The following is a 19,728-nucleotide window of genomic DNA, read 5'->3' on the forward strand; positions in this document are numbered from 1 at the left end:
GACGCATGCCCATCTCGGCAGCGGCGCGTGCATCGCACGGCTGCCATCCCGTTTGCGTGATGACAGGAGGAGCGACATGGTAGTCGCCGTGTATCCCGGTACGTTCGATCCGCTGACGCGCGGGCACGAAGACCTCGTGCGGCGCGCGTCGAGCATTTTTGATACGCTGGTGGTGGGCGTTGCCGACAGCCGCGCGAAGAAGCCGTTTTTCTCGCTCGAAGAACGTCTGACGATTGCGAACGAGGTGCTCGGCCATTACCCGAACGTGAAGGTGATGAGTTTCACGGGCCTCCTGAAGGATTTCGTCCGCGTCAACAATGCGCGCGTGATCGTGCGCGGGCTGCGCGCCGTGTCCGATTTCGAGTATGAGTTCCAGATGGCGGGGATGAACCGCTATCTGCTGCCCGACGTCGAGACGATGTTCATGACGCCGTCCGACCAGTACCAGTTCATCTCGGGAACGATCGTGCGTGAAATCGCGCAATTGGGCGGCGATGTCAGCAAATTCGTGTTTCCGTCCGTCGAGAAATGGTTGACCGAGAAAGTCGCCGCGATGGGAGGTCCCGCCGCGTGACGCGGCGTCGGCCGGTTTCGTTGCGAGGCCGGCCGACGGCCTGAAGAAGTGAGATCAGTATGGCTTTGATGATTACCGACGAGTGCATCAATTGCGACGTGTGCGAGCCCGAGTGCCCGAACGGCGCGATTTCGATGGGCCCGGACATCTACGTGATCGACCCGAACAAGTGCACCGAGTGCGTCGGCCATTTCGACGAACCGCAGTGCCAGCAGGTGTGTCCGGTCGAATGCATTCCGCGCGATCCGCAGCATGACGAATCGCACGCGCAATTGATGGAGAAGTATCACGCGTTGATCGCCGTGAAGGGCGACGACGCATCGTGATTCTGCGCTGACGCGCGCGCCTCGATTGGCCCGCGCGCCGCGCTGTCGGATCGGCGCCGCCCGGCGCCGATCTTTCCCTGTCAGGCCAGCAGTTCGCGCAACGCCGCGACGAGTGCATCGCATTCGGCATCGGTGCCGACGGTGATGCGCAAGTGCTGGTCGATCCGCGGCAGCCGGAAGTGCCGCACGAAAATTTCCCGTTCCTTCAGCTTCGCCGCGATCGTGCCCGCATCGTGCGCGGGATGGCGCGCGAACACGAAATTCGCGGCCGACGGCACGATCTCGAAGCCGAGTGCGCCGAGCGCATGCGTGAGCCGCGCGCGGCTGTCGATCACGCGCCGGCAGGTGGCGTTGAAATGATCGGTGTCTTCATACGCGGCCTGTGCGGCAACCTGCGCGAGCCGGTCGAGCGGGTACGAGTTGAAGCTGTCCTTCACGCGGTTCAGCGCGTCGATCAGCGCCGCATCGCCGAACGCGAAGCCGACGCGCATGCCCGCGAGCGAGCGCGCCTTCGACGTCGTATGCACGACGAGCAGGTTCGGATGACGGTCGATCAGCGTAATCGCCGACTGCGCGCCGAAATCGACGTACGCTTCGTCGATCACGACGACCGACGACGGATTCGCGGCCGCGATCCGCTCGACGTCCGCGAGCGGCAGCGCGCGCCCGGTCGGCGCGTTCGGGTTCGGAAACAGCACGCCGCCGGCGTCGTCGAGATAATCGTCGACGCGGATCGAGAAATCGTCCGCGAGCGGCACGACCGTGGTCTCGACGCCGTACAGGCGCGCGTAGGTCGGGTAGAAGCTGTACGTGATGTCGGGAAAGCGCAGCGGCCGGTCGTGCTTGAGCAGCGCCTGGAACGCATGCGCGAGCACCTCGTCGGAGCCGTTGCCGACGAACACCTGTCCGGGCTGGATGCGGTGATGGGCCGCGACCGTCTCGCGCAGCGCGCGCGCGACCGGGTCCGGATAGCGGCGCAGCGTGTCGCCGGTGTCGCCGAGTTCGCGTGCGATCGCCGCGACGACGCGCGGCGACGGCGGATAGGGATTCTCGTTGGTGTTCAGCTTGACGGGGTGCGCGAGCGCGGGCTGTTCGCCCGGCACGTAAGGCACGAGTTGCTGAACGACGTCGCTCCAGTAACGGCTCACCGCTTGGCTCCTGTCGGGCAAAAACGTCCAGATTACCGCATGTGCGCGTCGCGGTGGGGCGGGCGAGGCCGCCGGGTTGCGCGGGACGGCCGATGCACCGGGCCGGTGCGGCGGGCGATCAGTTGCGATGCAGTTGCATCGTCGCGCGGTCGAGTTCGCCCTTGACGACCATCGGCATCACGGCGAGCGCGCGTTCGATCGATGCGTCGATCACGTCCTGTTCCTCGCGGCGCGGCGGCTTCAGCACGAAGTTCGCGACGTCGGGCTTCGCGCCGGCGCGCGCACTTTCCGGAATCAGGTCGCGCGGATGGCCGATGCCGATCCGCAGCCGCCAGTATTGCTGCGACGACAGATGCGCGGTGATGTCCTTCAGCCCGTTGTGGCCGCCGCCGCTGCCGCCGCCGAGCTTCAGCTTCACGGTGCCGGGCGGCAGATCGAGCTCGTCGTGCGCGACGAGGATCTGGTCGGGCAGGATCTTGAAGAATTGCGCGAGCGCGACGACCGACTGGCCGGAGCGGTTCATGTAGGTCTGCGGCTCGAGCAGATGGACTTCCTCGCCGTGCAGGCGCGCTTTCGCGTAGAAGCCGTGGAAGCGGCGTTCGTCGCGCAGCGTCGTGCCGGCTTCGCGGGCGAGCTGGTCGACCAGCCAGAAACCGGCGTTGTGGCGCGTCGCGGTGTATTCCGCCCCGGGATTGCCGAGGCCGACGATCAGTTTGATCATGACGTTTCGAAGGCGGCGGCGGCCGCCTGGGCGCAGAAAAAGAAAAACCCGCCGGGCAAGCCGCGGCGGGTTGCGTCGACCGTTTCGCGAAACGGATCGATGGGGCGCAGGCAGCCGCTCAGGCAGCCGGCGTTTCGCCTTCTGCTGCGTCCGACACGGCACCAGCCGGGATCGTCGCCGACGCGACAACCGGGTTTTCCGCGTCGACGTGCGCGACCAGCGTCACGCCCTTCGGCAGTGCGATGTCCTTCGCGTGCAGCGACTGACCGGCTTCGATCTTCGACAGGTCGACTTCGAGGAACTCCGGCAGGGCAGCCGGCAGGCACTCGACTTCGATTTCCGTCGCGACGTGCGAAACGACCGCGCTCGACAGCTTGACGGCCGGGCTGACTTCAGCGTTCAGGAAGTGCAGCGGCACCTTCGTGTGCAGCTTCTTCTTCGCGTCGACGCGCTGGAAGTCCACGTGCAGCACCAGTTGCTTGAACGGGTGGTATTGCACGTCGCGCAGCAGAACCTGTTGCGACTGGCCGGCCACTTCGAGATCGAGGATCGACGAGTGGAAAGCTTCCTTCTTCAGGGCGTGCCACAGGGCGTTGTGATCGAGTTCGATCTTTTGCGGGGCGGCTTCGCCACCGTAAACGATACCCGTGGTCTTACCGGCGTTGCGCAGGCGGCGGCTCGCACCCGTACCTTGCTGTTGGCGCTCGAAAGCGACGACTTTCATGTGATTCTCCAATGGCTGCCCGCGACCAGGCAGTAAAACGGGGCCATCAAATGGCGGCCCCCGATGAAACGGCCGGGGTTTCGTCTATCCCGTCCGATTGTGCAAAAAGCGAAGCGTTGCCGCTTCGCTTTCCGCGCATGCTTTGTTGCGTCGATTCGCGATCAGGATTCCGCGAATAGCGACATCACCGAATCGCCGCGGCGAATCCGCGAGAACGTCTCGGCCAGCAGGCTCGCGCTCGTCAGCGAGCGGATCTTCGAGCACGCCAGCGATTCGGCCGACAGCGGGATCGTATCGGTGACGACCAGCTCGTCGAGTGCCGATGCGGCGATGCGGTCCGCGGCGCCGCCCGACAGCACCGGGTGCGTCGCGTAGGCGAACACCTGCTTCGCACCGCGGTCCTTCAGCACTTGCGCGGCCTTGCACAGCGTGCCGGCCGTATCGACCATGTCGTCCATGATCACGCAGGTGCGGCCTTCGACTTCACCGATGATGTTCATCACTTCGGCGACGTTCGCCTTCGGGCGACGCTTGTCGATGATCGCGAGATCGCAGTTGAGCTGCTTCGCGAGCGCCCGGGCACGCACCACGCCGCCGACGTCCGGCGACACGACGAGCAGATCCGAGTAGTTCTGCTTGCGCAGGTCGCCCAGCAGGATCGGCGTCGCGTAGATGTTGTCGACCGGGATGTCGAAGAAGCCTTGAATCTGGTCGGCGTGCAGATCCATCGTGATGATCCGCTCGACGCCGGCGATTTCCAGCATGTTCGCGACGACCTTCGCCGAGATCGCGACGCGCGCCGAACGCGGGCGGCGATCCTGACGGGCGTAGCCGAAGTAGGGGATGGCAGCGGTGATCCGGCCAGCGGATGCGCGCTTGAGCGCATCGACCATGATCATCAGTTCCATCAGGTTGTCGTTCGCCGGTGCGCACGTGGATTGCAGGACGAAGACATCCTTGCCGCGCACGTTTTCCTGGATCTCGACCTGGATCTCGCCGTCGGAGAAACGGCTGACCATTGCTTTGCCGAGGGGAATACCAAGGATACTGACGACTTCCTGGGCGAGCGCGGGATTCGCGTTGCCAGTAAAGACCATCAGGCCATCATGGCTGTGGCTGCTCATCGTGCACCTGCTTCAGGCTTGGGCGGGAAATGCGGGAAAATTTTTGGCAGGGGAGGAAGGACTCGAACCCTCGCATGCCGGAATCAAAATCCGGTGCCTTGACCAACTTGGCGACTCCCCTACACTTAACTGATAACTTCACCGAACTCGTGTAGGCCGTTCGGCAAAGTAAAACTTCATGACGCGAAAGCGAAGAGCGGATGCTCGTTCAGGCTCTCGGCAACTGCGCCATTCCAACTGGCGGGCAGTTTGGCTTTCGCCGCTTCTGCCTCGTGCTCGCTGTGAAACGCTGCAAACACGCTTGCTCCGGAGCCGGTCATCCTCGCGGGGGTCACATCATACAACCATTTGACCACCTGCGCAACTTCCGCGTACTTCCTTGTTACAACTTCCTGCATATCGTTCCGGCCGAAGCTATCTGGCCATCCCGCATCGCTGGTTTGCTGTGCAAGAAAGTCAGCAATTGTGACGGGCTTCGTATCTCTTGTCAACAACTCATCTGAAAATATTTCAGCGGTCGGGACATGAACGCGTGGCGTCACAACCAGGAACCAGCGAGTCGGCAATTCTACCTCAGCTAATTCTTCTCCGATACCCTCCGCGAACGCATTTTTTCCGAAAATAAAAAACGGGACGTCGGCGCCGAGTTTGACCGCGAGCGACTGGAGTTCCGCGCGCGGCAGATCCAGTTGCCACAGGCGGTTCAGCGCGAGCAGCGTCGTCGCCGCATCGGAGCTGCCGCCGCCGAGGCCGGCGCCCATCGGCAGGATCTTGTCGATCTCGATGTCGACGCCGTGCGCCGCGCCCGTATGCGCTTTCAGCAGATTGGCTGCGCGCACGACGAGATCGCTTTCCTCGGGCACGCCGGGCACGTCGGTGACGCGTGCGACGCGGCCGTCGTCGCGGCGCGTGAAGTGCAGCGTGTCGCCCCAGTTCAGCAGCTGGAATACGCTCTGCAGATCGTGATAGCCGTTCGGACGGCGGCCGGTGATGTGCAGGAACAGGTTGAGTTTCGCGGGCGCCAGGCAGTTGCGCAGCGAGCGGGTCGAATCGGTCATGCGGGTATCGAGGCTTAAGCGCGCGTGCTCACTGATCGAGCACGAGCTTGATGTCGAGCGGCGGCGTCGCGCGCACGAGGTTGACGCGTTTGACGCCCGTGGCCGGGGCATCCGCGTAGGCAAGGTAGTCGATCGTCCAGCCGTCCTGGCGAAGCTGCTTGATGCGCGTGCCGTCGGCCGGGTCGCGCACCGTTTCCGCGGGCGTCGCCGGCGCGGCGGTGGGCAGCAGCCAGTAGCGCAGGCCCGCGAGCGGCAGCTCGAAGCCGAGCGCTTTCTGCATCAGGTCGCCGACGTCCGGCGCATATTGGGTCGGACGGTTCGGCAATTCGAGCGACGCCGCGCGCGGCGTCGATTTCACGACCGCGAGCGTCTGGCCGAGCGGGCTGCGCAGTTCGAGCGACACGTCGTCGCCGTGCTCCTGCCAGTCGAAGTTGCCGTACACGTTCTGCGGGTTGCCGAGACGATCGTCGTACCGCACCGCGAAGCGGCCGTGGTACGCATGGGTCGCCGCCGTCTGCAGCACGGCGCCCGTCGGCGCGTTGGCCGACGGCGGCGTGCTCGCGCAGCCGGCGAGCGCGAGCGCCGCGCCGGCCGCGGCCAGCGTGCGCTGCGCGCGCGAGGGCAGGGAAAACATCGGGAACATCCGCATCAAAGGTCGTTGATCTGCAGGCGTTTCAGCGTCTGCACGAGCGTTTCGTTGTCGGGTTCGAGCTTCCGCGCGGCGCGCCACGCGTTGCGCGCGTCGTCCTGCGCGCCGCTCTTCCACAGCACTTCGCCGAGATGCGCGCCGATTTCGGCGTTCGGCTGCAGTTCGTATGCGCGCTGCAGCACCTTCGTCGCGCCGGCCGTGTCGCCCATCCGGTACTTCACCCAGCCGAGGCTGTCCATGATGTATGCGTCGTTCGGCGCGAGCGACATCGCCTTGTCGATCAGCTTGCTGGCCTCGGGCAGGCGCTGGTTGCGGTCGGCGAGCGAATAGCCGAGCGCGTTGTAGGCCTGCGGATTGTCGGGCTGCGTACGGATCAGCTCGCGCAACTGCTTTTCCATCGTCGCGTAGTGGCCCGTCTTTTCGGCCGCCATCGCGTAGTCGTAGCGCAGGTCGGGATCGTCCGGGAAGTCCTGGACGGCCTGTCCGAGCCGCGCTTCCGCTTCCGGATAGCGCTTCGCGGTGAACAGGATCGACGCATCCGTGCGCGCCACCACGGCCGCGTCGCGCGGATCCGTGATCGGCAGGTTGTCGAGCACCTTGCGCGCCTCGTCGGTCTTGCCCTGTTTCTGCAGCAGTTGCGCGCGCGTGATCTGCGCGGGCAGGTAGTGCTGGCTCGTCTGGTCGACCTTGTCGAGCCATTGCGACGCCTGCGCGTCGTTGTTCTGGTCGATCGCGATCTGCGCGAGGTAGATGTAGCCCTGGCCGACGTCGAGGTTCGGCTGCTTGTCGCCGAGCTGCACGTACTGCTTCAGGTAGCCGGTCGCCTCGTCGAGTTTCTTCTGCTGGATCTTGATCAGCGCGAGCGCCATCAGCGGCGTCGGATCCTTCGCGTCGAGCTTGCGCATCGTCTCGAACTGCTTCTGCGCGTCGTCGAGGCGGTCGTCGGCGAGATAGAGCTGCGACAGCGCGAGCCGTGCGTCGCGCGACTTTGGATTCTGCTGAACATACTTCTCGAACGACGCGATGCCCGCCGCGCGTTCCGCCGGCCCCATCTGCGACAGCATCAGCGCAGCCGGCAGGTAGTCGGGACGGATCTGCAGCGCCTGCTTCAGCGACTGCGCGGCGCCGTCCTTGTCGTCGACCGCGAGCTGCTGGCGTGCGATCGCGAGCTGCGCCTCGGGGCGGCTCAGGTCGTTCTTCAGCATGTCCTTCAGCACCGCGAGGCCGCCGACGCGGTCGGGGCCGCGCACGAGCAGCGCCTGCAGCGCGAGGATCGCCGGGCCGCGCGTCTCGCCGGTCGCGCGGGCCAGCTCGCGCGCGAGCATCGGCTGCGCGTCGGCCGGCTTGCCGGCGAGCACCAGCAGCGCGGCGTCGACCTGCGACGCGCGGTTCGAATCCGGCGCGTACTGACGCCACAGATTCGCGGCGGACAGCGCGTCGGCCGGGCTCTGCGCGCCGAGCGCGATTTCGGTCGCGCGCTGCGCCATGCGCGGATCGCGCGTGTCGCGGGCAAGCGCGAGGTAGGTCTGGTAGGCCGGCGCCGGCTGGTTGCGCTGGAGCGCGACCTCGGCGGCGAGCACCTGGTAGACGATCTGGCTCGTCAGCGGCACGCCGGGGAGATTCTTCTGCTCGTCCGGCATCACATGCTCGAACGCACCCTGCGGCTGCGCGTCGTCCGATGCCGGATCCTGCGCGTGGGCCGGGAAGGCGGTGAGGGTCCAGGCGGCAAACAGCGCGGCGCCGAGTGCACGACGGACCGGGAAGGCGCGCGCGCCGCGCACGGCGGCGGGGCGCTTCTGAAGCAGCTTCGAGGGCAGAGTCATGGAAATCCGTTCGATGTTTCAACCGATTGTAACGCGCTCGCTACAATACACGCACGATCGTGATAGGGTCCGCTTGCCTGTGGAATCCCCATGCGAATGCCCGAAATCGCGCGCCTCGCGTGCTGCCGGGCGGGCGATTTCGGGCATTCCCGTGTTTCATTCGGGGGAGTCGCGAGAGCGGCCGCTCGCGCGGCGGCGCATGCGCGTTCCCCATGCAAGCAGACCGTAGCCTCAGACCCGCAAAACATGCCAGAGTTGCCAGAAGTCGAAGTCACGCGCCGGGGCATCGAGCCCTTTGTCGCGGGCCGCCGCGTCGAGCGTGTCGACGTCCGTACCGCGATGCTGCGCTGGCCCGTGCCGGCGGGGCTCGCCGAGCAGTTGCGCGCGCGAGGTGCTCGCCGTCGAGCGCCGCGGCAAGTACCTGCTGTTCGAAGTCGATGCCGGCTGGTTCATCGTCCATCTCGGGATGACCGGCACGCTGCGTGTGCTGCCCGTGGCCGGCGTGCCGGTCGCCGCGAAGCACGACCACATCGACTGGATCTTCGACGAGTTCGTGCTGCGGTTTCGCGATCCGCGCCGTTTCGGCGCCGTGTTGTGGCACCCGCGCGAAGCAGGCGACGTGCATGCGCATCCGCTCCTCGCGAGCCTCGGCGTCGAGCCGTTCTCGCCGGCGTTCACCGGCGCGCTGCTGCACGCGCGCACGCGCGGCCGCACGGTATCGGTCAAGCAGGCGCTGCTCGCGGGCGACATGGTCGTCGGCGTCGGGAACATCTATGCGTCGGAGAGCCTGTTTCGCGCCGGCATCCGGCCGACGACGGCCGCCGGCAAGGTTTCGCTGGCGCGCTACGAGCGGCTGGCCGACGCGGTGCGCGCGACGCTCGCCGACGCGATCGAGCGCGGCGGCAGCACGTTGCGCGACTTCGTCGGCAGCAACGGCGAAAGCGGCTACTTCCAGCTCGACTGCTTCGTCTATGATCGTGCGGGCCAGCCGTGCCGCGTCTGCGGCACGTCGGTTCGCCAGATCGTGCAGGGCCAGCGGTCGACCTATTTCTGCCCGACGTGCCAGCGTTGAAACCCTTTTCCACGATCAGACAACTTGAAGCCGCCCCGCATCGCCCCCGCTCCGTTCCCCGTCACGCCGCTGCATCGCACGTTCGCCACGCGTCTCGTCGCGTGGCAGCGCGAGCATGGCCGCCATGACCTGCCGTGGCAGAACACCCGCGATCCGTACCGGATCTGGCTGTCGGAAATCATGCTGCAGCAGACCCAGGTGTCGACCGTCATTCCGTATTACACGCGCTTTCTCGACCGCTACCCCGACGTCGCCGCGCTCGCGGCCGCGCCGAGCGACGACGTGATGGCGTTGTGGGCGGGGCTCGGCTACTACTCGCGCGCGCGCAATCTGCACCGCTGCGCGCAGGTCGTCGTCGCCGAGCACGGCGGCGCGTTTCCGGCGACGCCCGACGCGCTGGCCGAACTGCCGGGCATCGGCCGCTCGACGGCCGCCGCGATCGCGTCGTTCGCGTACGGCGCGCGCGCGACGATCCTCGACGGCAACGTGAAGCGCGTGCTTGCGCGGGTATTCGGCGTCGAGGGCTTTCCGGGGGAGAAGCGTGTCGAGAACGACATGTGGGCGCTCGCCGAATCGCTGCTGCCCGATGCCGCGAACGCGGCCGACGTGAGCGCGTATACGCAGGGGCTGATGGATCTGGGCGCGACGCTGTGCGTGCGCGGCAAGCCCGACTGCGCGCGCTGCCCGTTCGCGGGCGACTGCGTCGCGCAATCGACCGGCCGCCAGCGCGAACTGCCGGCCGCGCGGCCGAAGAAGGCCGTGCCGACGCGCAAGACCTGGATGCTCGTGCTGCGCGACGGCGACGCCGTGCTGCTGGAGCGACGGCCGCCGACCGGCATCTGGGGCGGGCTGTGGAGCCTGCCGCAAGCGGACGGCGATGCCGCGCTGGCCGATCTCGCGCGCGGCTTCGGCGGCGGCGGCACGGTGCCGCTCGCGCCGCTCACGCACACGTTCACGCATTTCCGGCTCGAGATCGAGCCGCGGCTGAGCGATGTGGCGGACGGCGGCGGCCTGCCGTCGCAGGCGCGGGACGCGGACACCGCGTGGGTGCCGCTGAGCCGGCTCGACGCGTACGGCGTGCCGGCGCCCGTGCGCAAGCTGCTCGACGCGCTGAGCGGGCCGCTGCTGTAACGAGCGGGAAGGGCACGGCGCGGGCCGCGTGCGGGAAGGCGCCGGGTGGCCGCGCGCAGGAGAGGTTTTCGGGCGGGCGCGACGCGCGATGCGCGACGGAGCGGGCGCGGGCGTTACAGCCAGCCGTGCCGGTCGAGCACGTGGTGCACGGCGTCGATGCGCGCGCCGACGTCCGGAAACTCCATCAGCTTCTGCCGTGCGCGCAGGTCGAGCGGCAGCAGTTCCGCGAGGCGGTTCGATACCCAGCTCGGATCGTCGAGGCGGAACGGCTCGCCGAACGGCATTTTCTCCGGATCGGACTTCTTCAGCGCGTCGATGATGCGCTCGAGCACCTCGGCGCACGAGCCGAACTGCGCGAGCGCCTGTTCGCCTTCGAGCGGGATGTCGTCGGGCAGCGGCTCCGCGATGCCGACCAGCAGCCCGTTGCCTTCGACGCGATACGACAGCAGCTCGAAACGCTGCGTGCCGACCGCCTGCAGATACAGCATCCCGAATTCGCCGGTATCGCACTCGGTGATGCGCGCCATGCAGCCGATGGTCTCGGGCACCGACACCGCGCCGTCCTGCGCGACTTCGGGCCCGCTCTTGAGCAGGCAGACGCCGAACGGCGCGTCGTCGCGCAGGCAGGCGCGCGACATGTCGAGATAGCGCGCCTCGAACACCTTGAGCGGGAGCAGCCCTCCCGGAAACAGCACCGTGTGCAGCGGAAACAGCGGCAGGTCGATCAGGGTGGTCGATAGGGAGGACATGGCGCGCGGGCGTGGGGGCGGGTGTCGCTAGGGTCGGTCGACCTCGGAGACGAGCCGCGACGACGCGTCGACATCCACCGGCGCGTCACGATGCCGCACGATCACGTTCGCCTCGCGCGCCAGGCGCGCGGCGAGCGTTTCCGCGATGAACACCGAGCGATGCTGGCCGCCCGTGCAGCCGATGGCGACGGTCAGGTAGCTGCGGTTGTCATCGCGGAAGTGCGGCAGCCATTTCATCAGGAACGCATGGATGTCGTCGATCATCTGGTGGACGATCGGCAGTGCGTCGAGAAAGGCGATGACCGGCTGGTCGAGCCCGGTGAGCGGGCGCAACTCGTGGTCGTAGTACGGATTCGGCAGCGCGCGCACGTCGAACATCAGGTCGGCGTCGAGCGGCACGCCGCGCTTGAAGCCGAACGATTCGAACATCACCATCAGGTCGTTGTTCTTTTGCTCGATGAAGCGCTTGACCCAGGTGCGCAGCGCGTTCGCGCGCAGCGTGCTGGTATCGATCTGATGGCCGAATTCGGCGAGCGGCGCGACGAGCTCGCGCTCGCGCTCGATCGCTTCCTCGAGCGACGACAGCAGGCCGACGTCGGCATCGTGCGACCGCGAGCCGGACAGCGGATGGCGGCGACGCGTTTCGGAGAAGCGCTGGATCAGCGCCTGGGTGCTCGCGTTGAGGAACAGCACGCGCACGTCGTGCTCGCGGGACAGCTCGCGGATCAGGCCGGGCATTTCATCGAGCGACGCGCTCGAGCGCGCGTCGATCGCGACCGCGAGCCGGCGCTGGCCGTCCTGCGCAAGGTAGCGGGCGAGTTCGGGGAGCACGTGCGGCGGCAGGTTGTCGACGCAGTAATAGCCTGCGTCCTCGAGCGCGTTCAGCGCGACGGACTTGCCTGAGCCGGAGATGCCGGTGATGAGGACGATGCGCATGGGAGCAGAGAATCCTGACGTTTCATCATAGCACCGGCTCGACGCGTCGGCGTTGCGCGGCCGGCGCGTGCGGGTTACACCAGTTTGCCGGGGAACTGACTGTCGGGATCTTGCATCGCGAGTCGTTGCCGATCCATGAAATCGCGCAACGTGTCGATTCCGCGCAACTGCAGGATCGTGTTCCGGACGGCCGCCTCGACGAGCACCGCGAGGTTGCGGCCGGCCGCGACCTGGATCGTGACCTTGCTGATCGGCAAGCCGAGCACGTCGACGGTCTGGCTTTCGAGCGGCAGGCGCTGGAATTCGCCGTCGGGGCGCCGCACGAGCTGGACGATCAGCTTCAGCTTCATTTTCCGCCGCACCGCGGTTTCACCGAAGATCGTCTTGATGTCGAGCAGGCCGAGGCCGCGCACTTCGAGCAGGTTCTGCAGCAGCGGCGGGCAGCGCCCTTCGACGAAATCGGGGCCAAGACGGACGAAATCGACCGCGTCGTCGGCGACGAGGCCGTGGCCGCGGCTGATCAGCTCGAGGCCGAGCTCGCTCTTGCCGAGGCCCGAATCGCCGGTCAGCAGCACGCCCATCCCGAGGATGTCGAGGAACACGCCGTGCAGCGTCGCGCGCGGCGCGAGGATGCGCGACATGTAGAGCCGCAGGCTGTCGATCACCGCGGCGGCCGACATCGGCGTCGTGAACAGCGGCGTGGACGAGCGCGTGCAGCGCAGCACCAGTTCGGGCGGCGCCGCCGCGCCGCCGGCGACGACGAGGAACGGCGGCTCGAGCGCGATCAGCTCGGCCATGTGGCGCGAGCGGTCTTCGTCGGTCTGGCGCTGGTAGTAGTCGATTTCGGCTTCGCCGAGCACCTGGATCCGGTTCGGGTGGATCAGGTTCAGGTGGCCGACGAGGTCGGCGCTCGATGTCGCGTTGCCGACCGTGTCGGCCGAAAAGCCGCGTTCCCAGCCTTCATGCCCCGTCAGCCAGCTCAGTTTCAGCGTGGCTGCGTTGTCGTCGAAGATGCTCTGGGCGTTGATGCTGGACGTATCCATGACTCTCGTCACTCCAATGGGCCGGTGCGGGCGCGCGGCGACGGACGTCGCCATGCCGGGCCGGCGCCGGGCGGCCCTGGACGGCGACATGCGCCGCCTCGTACGGGGAAATATTCCGCCCGGAACAACTCAAGGTTGCCACTGAGTGAGCAGGCGATGCAACTCGGCGATATCCGTTTCGTTGTGCAGACGCTCGCGCGCGTCGCGATCGGACAGCAGTTGCGCGATCTCCGACAGGATCTCGAGGTGCTGCTGCGTGGCTTGCTCGGGGACGAGCAGGAAGATCAGGAGGCTGACCGGCTGGCCGTCGGGCGCTTCGAACGGAATCGCATCGGCGAGGCGGACGAACGCGGCGAGCGGATGCTTGAGGCCCTTGATGCGGCCGTGCGGAATCGCGACACCTTCGCCGAGCCCGGTCGAACCGAGGCGCTCGCGCGCGAACAGGTTGTCCGTGACGGTGCTGCGGCCGATGCCGTTCTGATTCTCGAACATCAGCCCGGCTTGTTCGAAGACGCGTTTCTTGCTGGTGACCGAGAGGTCGATGACGACGTTCTCTATGGGCAGGATTTTGGCTGGGCGATTCATGTTGGCAGGCGATTGGGCGGCCTGGGGTCTCCTTGCGGTGGCGGACTGATTTTCCATGTTCGGCGATATCAAGGCATGTGGCATGGCAACCTGCAACGCCGCTACCGCATCCAACACCCCCCGGCGATAACCGGGACATTATAGAGCACAGCCGCGCGCGTGGCGCAGCACGGTCGGACCGGTTGCACCTGCGCTCGGAGTGGCAAAAAAAAACGCCCGGCGAACCGGGCGGCGTGCGTGTTGCGGTGACGATCACTGCGGCGGCAGCTCGATCTGGTCGATCGACGGTTGAAGCTTGATCGGGTCGTGCGCGTGCGTTTGCAGGCGCTCCATGTGCTTGACGACCTGGCGATCCAGCTTGTCGATCAGCAGATCGATCGCGGCGTACAGGTTGCCGTTCGCGCTTTCGACGAAGATGTCCTTGCCCTTCAGGTGCAGGTTGATTTCCGCGCGCTGCTGCTTGTCCTTTTCCTTGTGGTTGTCGACCGAGAGGATCACAGTGCCATCGATCACCTGATCGCTATGCCGTAGCACCCGGTCCAGCTTGGTGATCACGTATTCGCGAATTGCAGGCGTGACTTCGAGATGATGTCCACTGATCTTCAGGTTCATAGTGCTTCTCCAAGCGAGTGACCACCCGGCCGCATCGAGGCGGCGCTCCGGTCGACTTGCCCGTGCCGCACGAAGGCGGCGTATCGCGGACAGGTCGCCCGGCCTGTTCCCCGTGTGCGCGGTGGTCGGGACACGCCTGCCACCGGGCAGGCAGCAGGCTTAAAGAGACTTGCGCAGATTCACTGCCGGGATCTTGAGGGCTTCGCGATATTTCGCAACCGTGCGGCGCGCGACCACGAAACCCTGTTCTGCCAGCAGCTCGGCAATGCGGCTGTCCGAAAGTGGCGATTTTGGGTCTTCAGCTCCTATCAGTTGCTTGATGAGGGCTCGGATGGCGGTCGACGAGGCGGCGCCACCGGTGTCGGTCGAGACGTGAGATCCGAAGAAGTACTTAAATTCAAGCGTCCCGAACGGGGTCAGCATGTACTTCCCGGTTGTCACACGGCTGACAGTCGACTCGTGTAGGCCCAGCGTATCAGCTATTTCCCGCAAAACCAAGGGGCGCATGGCAATTTCACCGTGCGCGAAGAAATTCTTCTGACGCTCGACAATAGCCTGCGCGACACGCAGGATCGTGTCGAAACGCTGCTGGATGTTCTTGATCAGCCAGCGCGCTTCCTGGAGCTGCTGTTTCAACGATCCGGCCGACGGGTCGCCGCGGCTGTTGCGCAGGATGTTCGCGTACAGGTTGTTGATCCGCAGGCGCGGCACGACCTCCGGATTGAGCTCCGCGAGCCAGCCCTGGCCGGCCTTCTTCACGATGATGTCGGGCACGACGTAGTCGGCCTCGGCCTTCCCGTATGCGGCGCCGGGGAACGGCTCCAGCGAGCGGATCAGCGCGTGCGCGTCGCGCAGCGCGTCGTCGGTCGCCTTCAGGTGCTTGCGCAACCGTGTGAAGTCGCGCGCGGCGAGCAGTTCGAGATGCTGCGACACGATCTCGAGCGCGAGCGTGCGCGTGGGGGACGGATCGAGACGCAGCAACTGCAGCTTCAGGCATTCGGAGGCCGAGCGCGCGCCGACGCCGGCCGGGTCGAAGCTGTGCAGCAGCGCGAGCGCCGCGTTCAGTTCGTCGCAGTCGATTTCCAGCTCGGGCGGCAGATCGGCGAGCACTTCGTCGAGCGTGGCGGTCAGATAGCCGTCGTCGTCGAGCGATTCGATCAGGAACATCACGAGCGCGCGATCGCGCGGGCCGGCCTGCGTGACGCGCAACTGCGCGGACAGGTGGTCGCGCAGCGACGTCGCGGCTTCCTGCACCTGCAGCGGCGGCAGATCGTCGTCGTCGGACGCGCCGCTCGAGCGGCCGTATTCGTCGAGATTCCACTGCGGGCCGTCGCTGCCGTCGCCGGACGCATAGCCGTCGTATTCGTCGGCGCCTGCCGGCTCGTCGCGTTCCGCGCGATCGCTGGACGTACTGGTGCCGTTGGCCGCGGCGGGTTCGGTGTTCGATGCGGGGGGCGTCTGCGCGATCAGCGATCCGTCCGCGGCGACGCGCAGCGGGCTCGCGATCCATTCGTCGTCGTTCTCGAGCAGCGGGTTCTGCGCGACGGCCATCGCGACTTCCTGCTGCAATTCGAGCGTCGACAACTGCAGGAGCCGGATCGACTGCTGCAGCTGGGGCGTCAGCGCAAGATGTTGCGACAGGCGGAGTTGAAGGCTGGCTTTCATGGCAAGGAGGGAGTCATACCGGCAGTTTGCCACGACCCAGGCGCGTTGAGCCATCCGCGATTACGCGTGGCGCGCCGCCCGGCCGCGGGCATGCCCGCGGGCGTGGATGCAAAGCGGGGCGCAGCCCCGCGCGGCGCTGCCGGGCGGGGTGCAGCCAGCCACGAGGAGGACGTTACATGCGGAAGTGCTCGCCGAGGTACACGCGGCGCACGCTTTCGTTTTCGATGATTTCGCTCGGCGCGCCGGCGGCCAGCACCGAACCGTCGCTGATGATGTAAGCGTGGTCGCAGATGCCGAGCGTTTCGCGGACGTTGTGGTCCGTGATCAGCACGCCGATGTTGCGCTGTTTCAGGAACTTGACGATCTTCTGGATCTCGAGCACGGCGATCGGGTCGACGCCGGCGAACGGTTCGTCGAGCAGGATGAAGCTCGGGTTGGTCGCGAGCGCGCGCGCGATTTCGACGCGGCGCCGTTCGCCGCCCGACAGCGACAGCGCGGGGTTCTCGCGCAGGTGGCCGATCTGCAGCTCGTCGAGCAGCGCTTCGGTGCGCGCCGAGATCGCATCCTTCGACAGCCGCTTGCCGTCTTCGCCGTGCTGCAGCTCGAGCACCGCGCGGATGTTTTCCTCGACGGTCAGCTTGCGGAACACGGACGCTTCCTGCGGCAGGTACGACAGGCCGAGCGACGCGCGCTTGTGGATCGGCAGCAGGCCGATCGAGCTGCCGTTCAGCGAGATTTCGCCCGCGTCCGTCGGTACGAGGCCGACGATCATGTAGAACGACGTGGTCTTGCCGGCGCCGTTCGGGCCGAGCAGGCCGACGACCTCGCCGCTCTTCACGTCGAGCGACACGTCCTTGACGACCGTGCGCGAGCCGTAGCGCTTCTTCAGGTTGCGGACGACGAGCGAGCTCGTGGTGCCGGCCGGCTGGCGGTTGGGGAGCGCGTTCATTGGCCCGGCGCTCCCTGGATCGTGGTCGACGGCGACAGCTTGGCCGGCGCCCCGTTCAGCGGCGCGGGGCCGCCGTTCTTCGGCGACAGCATCGCGCGCACGCGGCCGTTCGGGTTGCCCGGCGCGGCGACGTCCTTGCCGCCCTTCGCGGTGTAGAAGTCGCGCTGGCCGTCGTACGTGATCACGCTGCCGTGCACGGTGTCGGCGACCGTCGACGTGCCCTGCAGGCGGCGCACGGTCGCGGCGGTGGTCAGCGTGGTCAGGTCCTGCTTGCCGTCGTAGTCGATGCGTTCGGCGTCGCCGTCGATGTACTCGTCGAGGCCTTCGCGCTTCTGGCGGAACGTCGCGTGCTTCTTGCCGCTGCCGAACGACGTCGCGTACTGATAGCCTTCCGGGTCCTGGCGCACTTCGACGCGATCGCCCTTGATGATGATCGTGCCCTTCGTGATCACGACGTTGCCGGTCGCGACCGTGACCTGCTTCAGATCGTCATAGGTCAGGTTGCCGGCCTCGACGTTGATCGGCTTGTTCTGGTCGGCCTTCTCGGCATGGGCGAGCGGCGCCAGCCCGACGAGCGGGAGCGCCACGAGCGTCGCGGCGAGCGCGGCGCGGACGGCGCGCGCAGCGCCGCCGGAAATCTGTCGAGGGAACGGTTCGTTCATGCAGTCACGTGAGGGATGCGTCACTTGGGTTGACCTTTCGAGCCGCCGGACGTGTCCGCCGCGGCGATCGTGCCGCGCACGTTGCCGTAAAGCTCGATGACCCGGGTGACGTTGTTGTACTTCATGCCGTCGGTCGCGTTGACGAGCGACAGGCCGCGCTGAAGTTTAACCGGCTTTTCGGTCTGGATCACATCGTCATTGACGAAGATCCGGAAATGCTGGGAATCGGCCTGCATCTGCGGATCGCCGCCGCCGGCCGCGCGCAGGATGCGCGCGTCGTCGTACAAGTCGACGATCGACACGTCGCCGTTGACGGTGCCGCGCTTCGCGGTGGTCGTCACGACCGGCTTGCCGGGCTGGAACGCGCGCATGGCCGGATCGGTCAGGTCGCTGCTTTCGGTATCTTCGTAATGGACCAGCTTCGCGGCCGTCAGCCGGTACTGGGTCGTGCCGGACTGGTCGAGCTCGGTGACCGAGAAGTTGTCCGCGAAATAGTCGGGCGTGTGGCGCTTCGGCTGCGCGGCGCCCTCGCCGGGCGGCGGCAGCGTGGCCTGCAGCAGCCACCACGTGACGCCCGCGAGCGCGGCGACCGCGGCGAGCGGCAGCATCTGGGTCCAGCGGAAATGCGTGCTCATCGGTCAGGCTCCGCAGGCGGCGGCGAGCAGCGCGTCGTAGCGGCGCTGCGCGCGCAGGACCGCATCGCAGACTTCACGCACCGCGCCGTGGCCGCCACGCGCCTCGGCGACCCAGTGCGCGCGGGCGATCACCTCGGGGTGCGCGTTCGCGGGGGCCGCGGCGAAGCCGCAGCGCAGCATCACCGGCAGGTCGGGCCAGTCGTCGCCCATGTAGCCGCATGCGTCGGCCGTCAGGCCGAGCGATGCGATCAGGTCGGCGAACACGGCGAGCTTGTTCTCGACGCCCTGGAACAGGTGCGCGATCTTCATTTCCTTCGCGCGCGCCGCGACGATGTCCGAGCGGCGGCCCGTGATGATCGCGGTCGCGATGCCGGCCTCGCCGAGCAGCTTCACGCCGTGGCCGTCGAGCGAATTGAACGACTTCATCGTGTCGCCGGCCGCGGTAAACAGCAGGCCGCCGTCGGTCAGCACGCCGTCGACGTCGAAAATCATCAGCTTCACGCGGCTCGCGCGTTCGGCCGCAGTCAGCGCTGCGCTCATCAGATCACCTTCTTCGAAAACAGGTCGTGCATGTTCAGCGCGCCGATCAGCGCGCCGTCGGCATCGACGACCAGCATCTGGTTGATCCGGTGGCGCTCCATCAGTTCAACGGCCTCGACCGCCAGGTGATCCGGCGCGATCGTGCGCGGGTTGCGCGTCATGACTTCGGTGATCGGCAGCGTGCGGAAATCGCCGTCGCGCGCGAGCACGCGGCGCAGGTCGCCGTCCGTGAAGATGCCGGCGACCTTGCCGTCGGCGTCGACCACGGCCGTCATGCCGAGGCGCTTCGCGGTGATCTGGAACAGCGCGTCCGATAGCGTCGCGTCGAGCCCGACGGCCGGGACGTCGTCGCCCGAGCGCATCACGTCGCGCACGTAGGTGAGCAGGCGCCGGCCGAGCGCGCCGCCCGGATGCGAGCGCGCGAAATCTTCGGAGCCGAAGCCGCGCGCGTCGAGCACGGCGACGGCGAGCGCGTCGCCGAGCGCGAGCGCGGCGGTCGTGCTCGCGGTGGGCGCGAGGTTCAGCGGGCACGCTTCCTTCGAGACCGCGGCGTTCAGGTTCACGTCGGCGAGCGTGCCGAGGCTCGCCTCCGCACGGCCCGTGATCGCGATCAGCTTCGCGCCGATCCGCTTCACGAGCGGCAGGATCGCGACGAGTTCTTCCGATTCGCCGGAATAGGAGATGCCGATGAAGACGTCGTCGGAGGTGACCATCCCGAGGTCGCCGTGGCTCGCCTCGGCAGGGTGGACGAAGAAGGCCGGCGTGCCGGTGCTGGCCAGCGTGGCCGCGATCTTGCGGGCGATATGCCCCGATTTGCCGATGCCCGAGACCACGACGCGGCCGCGGCAGCCGAGCAGCAGCGCCACGGCCTGGACGAAGCCGCCGTCGAGCTGGTCGCGCAGCGCGCGCACGGCGTCCGCCTCGATGTCGAGCACGTCGCGGGCGAGCGCGAGCGCCCGGTCATCATTGATTTTCGCTATCATGCGCGGAGTATAGCAAAGG

The 19,728-nt window shown here is 67.0% G+C and carries 21 protein-coding genes, 1 tRNA gene and 1 pseudogene; 4 read left to right on the forward strand and 19 right to left on the reverse strand.

From position 1 onward, the window contains the following. Positions 1-76 precede the first annotated feature (76 nt). Together coaD and LGN10_RS21100 are read left to right on the forward strand one after the other, a co-directional pair. Positions 77-574 (forward strand): pantetheine-phosphate adenylyltransferase, encoded by a 498-nt coding sequence (gene coaD, locus LGN10_RS21095; protein ID WP_014895999.1) that lies wholly within the window; start codon positions 77-79, stop codon positions 572-574. A 59-nt stretch (positions 575-633) separates the two neighbouring features. Then, complete coding sequence (locus LGN10_RS21100) at positions 634-900, forward strand: YfhL family 4Fe-4S dicluster ferredoxin (RefSeq protein WP_006477774.1); 267 nt, start codon at positions 634-636, stop codon at positions 898-900. Positions 901-980: 80 nt separating this feature from the next. Here the strand turns inward: LGN10_RS21100 and hisC are convergent, their stop codons facing one another. From hisC to LGN10_RS21140, 8 genes are all read right to left on the reverse strand, one after another. After that, entirely contained in the window at positions 981-2,048 is a 1,068-nt protein-coding gene (gene hisC / locus LGN10_RS21105) for a histidinol-phosphate transaminase (RefSeq protein ID WP_059642635.1), read from the reverse strand. Positions 2,049-2,166: 118 nt separating this feature from the next. Then, positions 2,167-2,769, reverse strand: coding sequence for an aminoacyl-tRNA hydrolase (gene pth, locus LGN10_RS21110; RefSeq protein WP_226224925.1), 603 nt, complete (start codon positions 2,767-2,769; stop codon positions 2,167-2,169). Positions 2,770-2,887: 118 nt separating this feature from the next. Then, complete coding sequence (locus LGN10_RS21115) at positions 2,888-3,493, reverse strand: 50S ribosomal protein L25/general stress protein Ctc (protein WP_059575641.1); 606 nt, start codon at positions 3,491-3,493, stop codon at positions 2,888-2,890. Between the two features lie 161 nt (positions 3,494-3,654). Beyond that, on the reverse strand, positions 3,655-4,617 hold the full coding sequence (locus tag LGN10_RS21120; RefSeq protein WP_059575643.1) for a ribose-phosphate pyrophosphokinase: 963 nt from the start codon (positions 4,615-4,617) through the stop codon (positions 3,655-3,657). A 44-nt stretch (positions 4,618-4,661) separates the two neighbouring features. Then, positions 4,662-4,738: transfer RNA gene (locus tag LGN10_RS21125), tRNA-Gln, on the reverse strand. Positions 4,739-4,793: 55 nt separating this feature from the next. Continuing rightward, entirely contained in the window at positions 4,794-5,675 is an 882-nt protein-coding gene (ispE, locus tag LGN10_RS21130; RefSeq protein ID WP_226224926.1) for a 4-(cytidine 5'-diphospho)-2-C-methyl-D-erythritol kinase, read from the reverse strand. Positions 5,676-5,703: 28 nt separating this feature from the next. Continuing rightward, a complete protein-coding gene (gene lolB, locus LGN10_RS21135) occupies positions 5,704-6,324 on the reverse strand; it encodes a lipoprotein insertase outer membrane protein LolB (protein ID WP_059575648.1) in 621 nt (206 codons plus the stop codon). Beyond that, a complete protein-coding gene (locus tag LGN10_RS21140; RefSeq protein ID WP_059575650.1) occupies positions 6,324-8,147 on the reverse strand; it encodes a tetratricopeptide repeat protein in 1,824 nt (607 codons plus the stop codon). The genes lolB and LGN10_RS21140 overlap by 1 nt, the downstream gene beginning before the upstream one ends. A 246-nt stretch (positions 8,148-8,393) precedes the next feature. Between LGN10_RS21140 and mutM the strand changes: the two are divergent. Both mutM and mutY read left to right on the forward strand, forming a co-directional pair. Beyond that, a pseudogene (mutM, locus tag LGN10_RS21145) lies at positions 8,394-9,219 on the forward strand (bifunctional DNA-formamidopyrimidine glycosylase/DNA-(apurinic or apyrimidinic site) lyase). 24 nt (positions 9,220-9,243) lie between these two features. Then, on the forward strand, positions 9,244-10,350 hold the full coding sequence (gene mutY / locus LGN10_RS21150; RefSeq protein WP_059642623.1) for an A/G-specific adenine glycosylase: 1,107 nt from the start codon (positions 9,244-9,246) through the stop codon (positions 10,348-10,350). Between the two features lie 113 nt (positions 10,351-10,463). On the opposite strand, the gene LGN10_RS21155 is transcribed toward mutY, so the two are convergent. The 11 genes from LGN10_RS21155 to kdsD form a co-directional block, all read right to left on the reverse strand. Continuing rightward, entirely contained in the window at positions 10,464-11,099 is a 636-nt protein-coding gene (locus tag LGN10_RS21155) for an LON peptidase substrate-binding domain-containing protein (RefSeq protein WP_011546241.1), read from the reverse strand. A gap of 27 nt (positions 11,100-11,126) precedes the next feature. After that, positions 11,127-12,035, reverse strand: coding sequence for an RNase adapter RapZ (rapZ, locus tag LGN10_RS21160; protein WP_059575656.1), 909 nt, complete (start codon positions 12,033-12,035; stop codon positions 11,127-11,129). A 74-nt stretch (positions 12,036-12,109) separates the two neighbouring features. After that, a complete protein-coding gene (hprK, locus tag LGN10_RS21165; RefSeq protein WP_006483133.1) occupies positions 12,110-13,078 on the reverse strand; it encodes an HPr(Ser) kinase/phosphatase in 969 nt (322 codons plus the stop codon). 129 nt (positions 13,079-13,207) lie between these two features. Then, positions 13,208-13,720 (reverse strand): PTS sugar transporter subunit IIA, encoded by a 513-nt coding sequence (locus LGN10_RS21170; protein ID WP_413227156.1) that lies wholly within the window; start codon positions 13,718-13,720, stop codon positions 13,208-13,210. 195 nt (positions 13,721-13,915) lie between these two features. Then, positions 13,916-14,275 (reverse strand): ribosome hibernation-promoting factor, HPF/YfiA family, encoded by a 360-nt coding sequence (gene hpf / locus LGN10_RS21175; RefSeq protein WP_006477786.1) that lies wholly within the window; start codon positions 14,273-14,275, stop codon positions 13,916-13,918. A gap of 159 nt (positions 14,276-14,434) precedes the next feature. After that, positions 14,435-15,940: an RNA polymerase factor sigma-54 gene (locus tag LGN10_RS21180; RefSeq protein WP_059642617.1), complete on the reverse strand. Its 1,506-nt coding sequence runs from the start codon at positions 15,938-15,940 to the stop codon at positions 14,435-14,437. Positions 15,941-16,112: 172 nt separating this feature from the next. Continuing rightward, the gene (gene lptB, locus LGN10_RS21185) at positions 16,113-16,889 is read right to left on the reverse strand and encodes an LPS export ABC transporter ATP-binding protein (protein ID WP_059575659.1); all 777 of its coding nucleotides are present in this window, start codon (positions 16,887-16,889) and stop codon (positions 16,113-16,115) included. Then, on the reverse strand, positions 16,886-17,551 hold the full coding sequence (gene lptA / locus LGN10_RS21190; RefSeq protein ID WP_226224927.1) for a lipopolysaccharide transport periplasmic protein LptA: 666 nt from the start codon (positions 17,549-17,551) through the stop codon (positions 16,886-16,888). Before lptA ends, lptB begins: the two co-directional genes overlap by 4 nt. A gap of 20 nt (positions 17,552-17,571) precedes the next feature. After that, on the reverse strand, positions 17,572-18,186 hold the full coding sequence (gene lptC / locus LGN10_RS21195; RefSeq protein ID WP_059506659.1) for an LPS export ABC transporter periplasmic protein LptC: 615 nt from the start codon (positions 18,184-18,186) through the stop codon (positions 17,572-17,574). A 3-nt stretch (positions 18,187-18,189) separates the two neighbouring features. Continuing rightward, entirely contained in the window at positions 18,190-18,726 is a 537-nt protein-coding gene (locus LGN10_RS21200; RefSeq protein WP_059575662.1) for a KdsC family phosphatase, read from the reverse strand. Continuing rightward, positions 18,726-19,709, reverse strand: a complete 984-nt coding sequence (kdsD, locus tag LGN10_RS21205; RefSeq protein WP_226224928.1) for an arabinose 5-phosphate isomerase KdsD — start codon at positions 19,707-19,709, stop codon at positions 18,726-18,728. Before kdsD ends, LGN10_RS21200 begins: the two co-directional genes overlap by 1 nt. Positions 19,710-19,728: the final 19 nt, after the last annotated feature.

The organism is Burkholderia sp. AU32262, assembly GCF_020419985.1.
GTDB lineage: Bacteria > Pseudomonadota > Gammaproteobacteria > Burkholderiales > Burkholderiaceae > Burkholderia > Burkholderia semiarida.

Bases quoted from the DNA above. Each gene is read 5' to 3' on its own strand.
- ispE (WP_226224926.1), bottom strand. From the start codon at position 5,675: ATGACCGATTCGACCCGCTCGCTGCGCAACTGCCTGGCGCCCGCGAAA.
- LGN10_RS21200 (WP_059575662.1), bottom strand. From the start codon at position 18,726: ATGAGCGCAGCGCTGACTGCGGCCGAACGCGCGAGCCGCGTGAAGCTG.
- coaD (WP_014895999.1), top strand. From the start codon at position 77: ATGGTAGTCGCCGTGTATCCCGGTACGTTCGATCCGCTGACGCGCGGG.
- hpf (WP_006477786.1), bottom strand. From the start codon at position 14,275: ATGAACCTGAAGATCAGTGGACATCATCTCGAAGTCACGCCTGCAATT.
- pth (WP_226224925.1), bottom strand. From the start codon at position 2,769: ATGATCAAACTGATCGTCGGCCTCGGCAATCCCGGGGCGGAATACACC.
- LGN10_RS21115 (WP_059575641.1), bottom strand. From the start codon at position 3,493: ATGAAAGTCGTCGCTTTCGAGCGCCAACAGCAAGGTACGGGTGCGAGC.
- LGN10_RS21180 (WP_059642617.1), bottom strand. From the start codon at position 15,940: ATGAAAGCCAGCCTTCAACTCCGCCTGTCGCAACATCTTGCGCTGACG.
- LGN10_RS21170 (WP_413227156.1), bottom strand. From the start codon at position 13,720: ATGGAAAATCAGTCCGCCACCGCAAGGAGACCCCAGGCCGCCCAATCG.
- hprK (WP_006483133.1), bottom strand. From the start codon at position 13,078: ATGGATACGTCCAGCATCAACGCCCAGAGCATCTTCGACGACAACGCA.
- kdsD (WP_226224928.1), bottom strand. From the start codon at position 19,709: ATGATAGCGAAAATCAATGATGACCGGGCGCTCGCGCTCGCCCGCGAC.
- rapZ (WP_059575656.1), bottom strand. From the start codon at position 12,035: ATGCGCATCGTCCTCATCACCGGCATCTCCGGCTCAGGCAAGTCCGTC.
- lptA (WP_226224927.1), bottom strand. From the start codon at position 17,551: ATGAACGAACCGTTCCCTCGACAGATTTCCGGCGGCGCTGCGCGCGCC.
- LGN10_RS21120 (WP_059575643.1), bottom strand. From the start codon at position 4,617: ATGAGCAGCCACAGCCATGATGGCCTGATGGTCTTTACTGGCAACGCG.
- lptC (WP_059506659.1), bottom strand. From the start codon at position 18,186: ATGAGCACGCATTTCCGCTGGACCCAGATGCTGCCGCTCGCCGCGGTC.
- lptB (WP_059575659.1), bottom strand. From the start codon at position 16,889: ATGAACGCGCTCCCCAACCGCCAGCCGGCCGGCACCACGAGCTCGCTC.
- LGN10_RS21140 (WP_059575650.1), bottom strand. From the start codon at position 8,147: ATGACTCTGCCCTCGAAGCTGCTTCAGAAGCGCCCCGCCGCCGTGCGC.
- LGN10_RS21100 (WP_006477774.1), top strand. From the start codon at position 634: ATGGCTTTGATGATTACCGACGAGTGCATCAATTGCGACGTGTGCGAG.
- LGN10_RS21155 (WP_011546241.1), bottom strand. From the start codon at position 11,099: ATGTCCTCCCTATCGACCACCCTGATCGACCTGCCGCTGTTTCCGCTG.
- lolB (WP_059575648.1), bottom strand. From the start codon at position 6,324: ATGCGGATGTTCCCGATGTTTTCCCTGCCCTCGCGCGCGCAGCGCACG.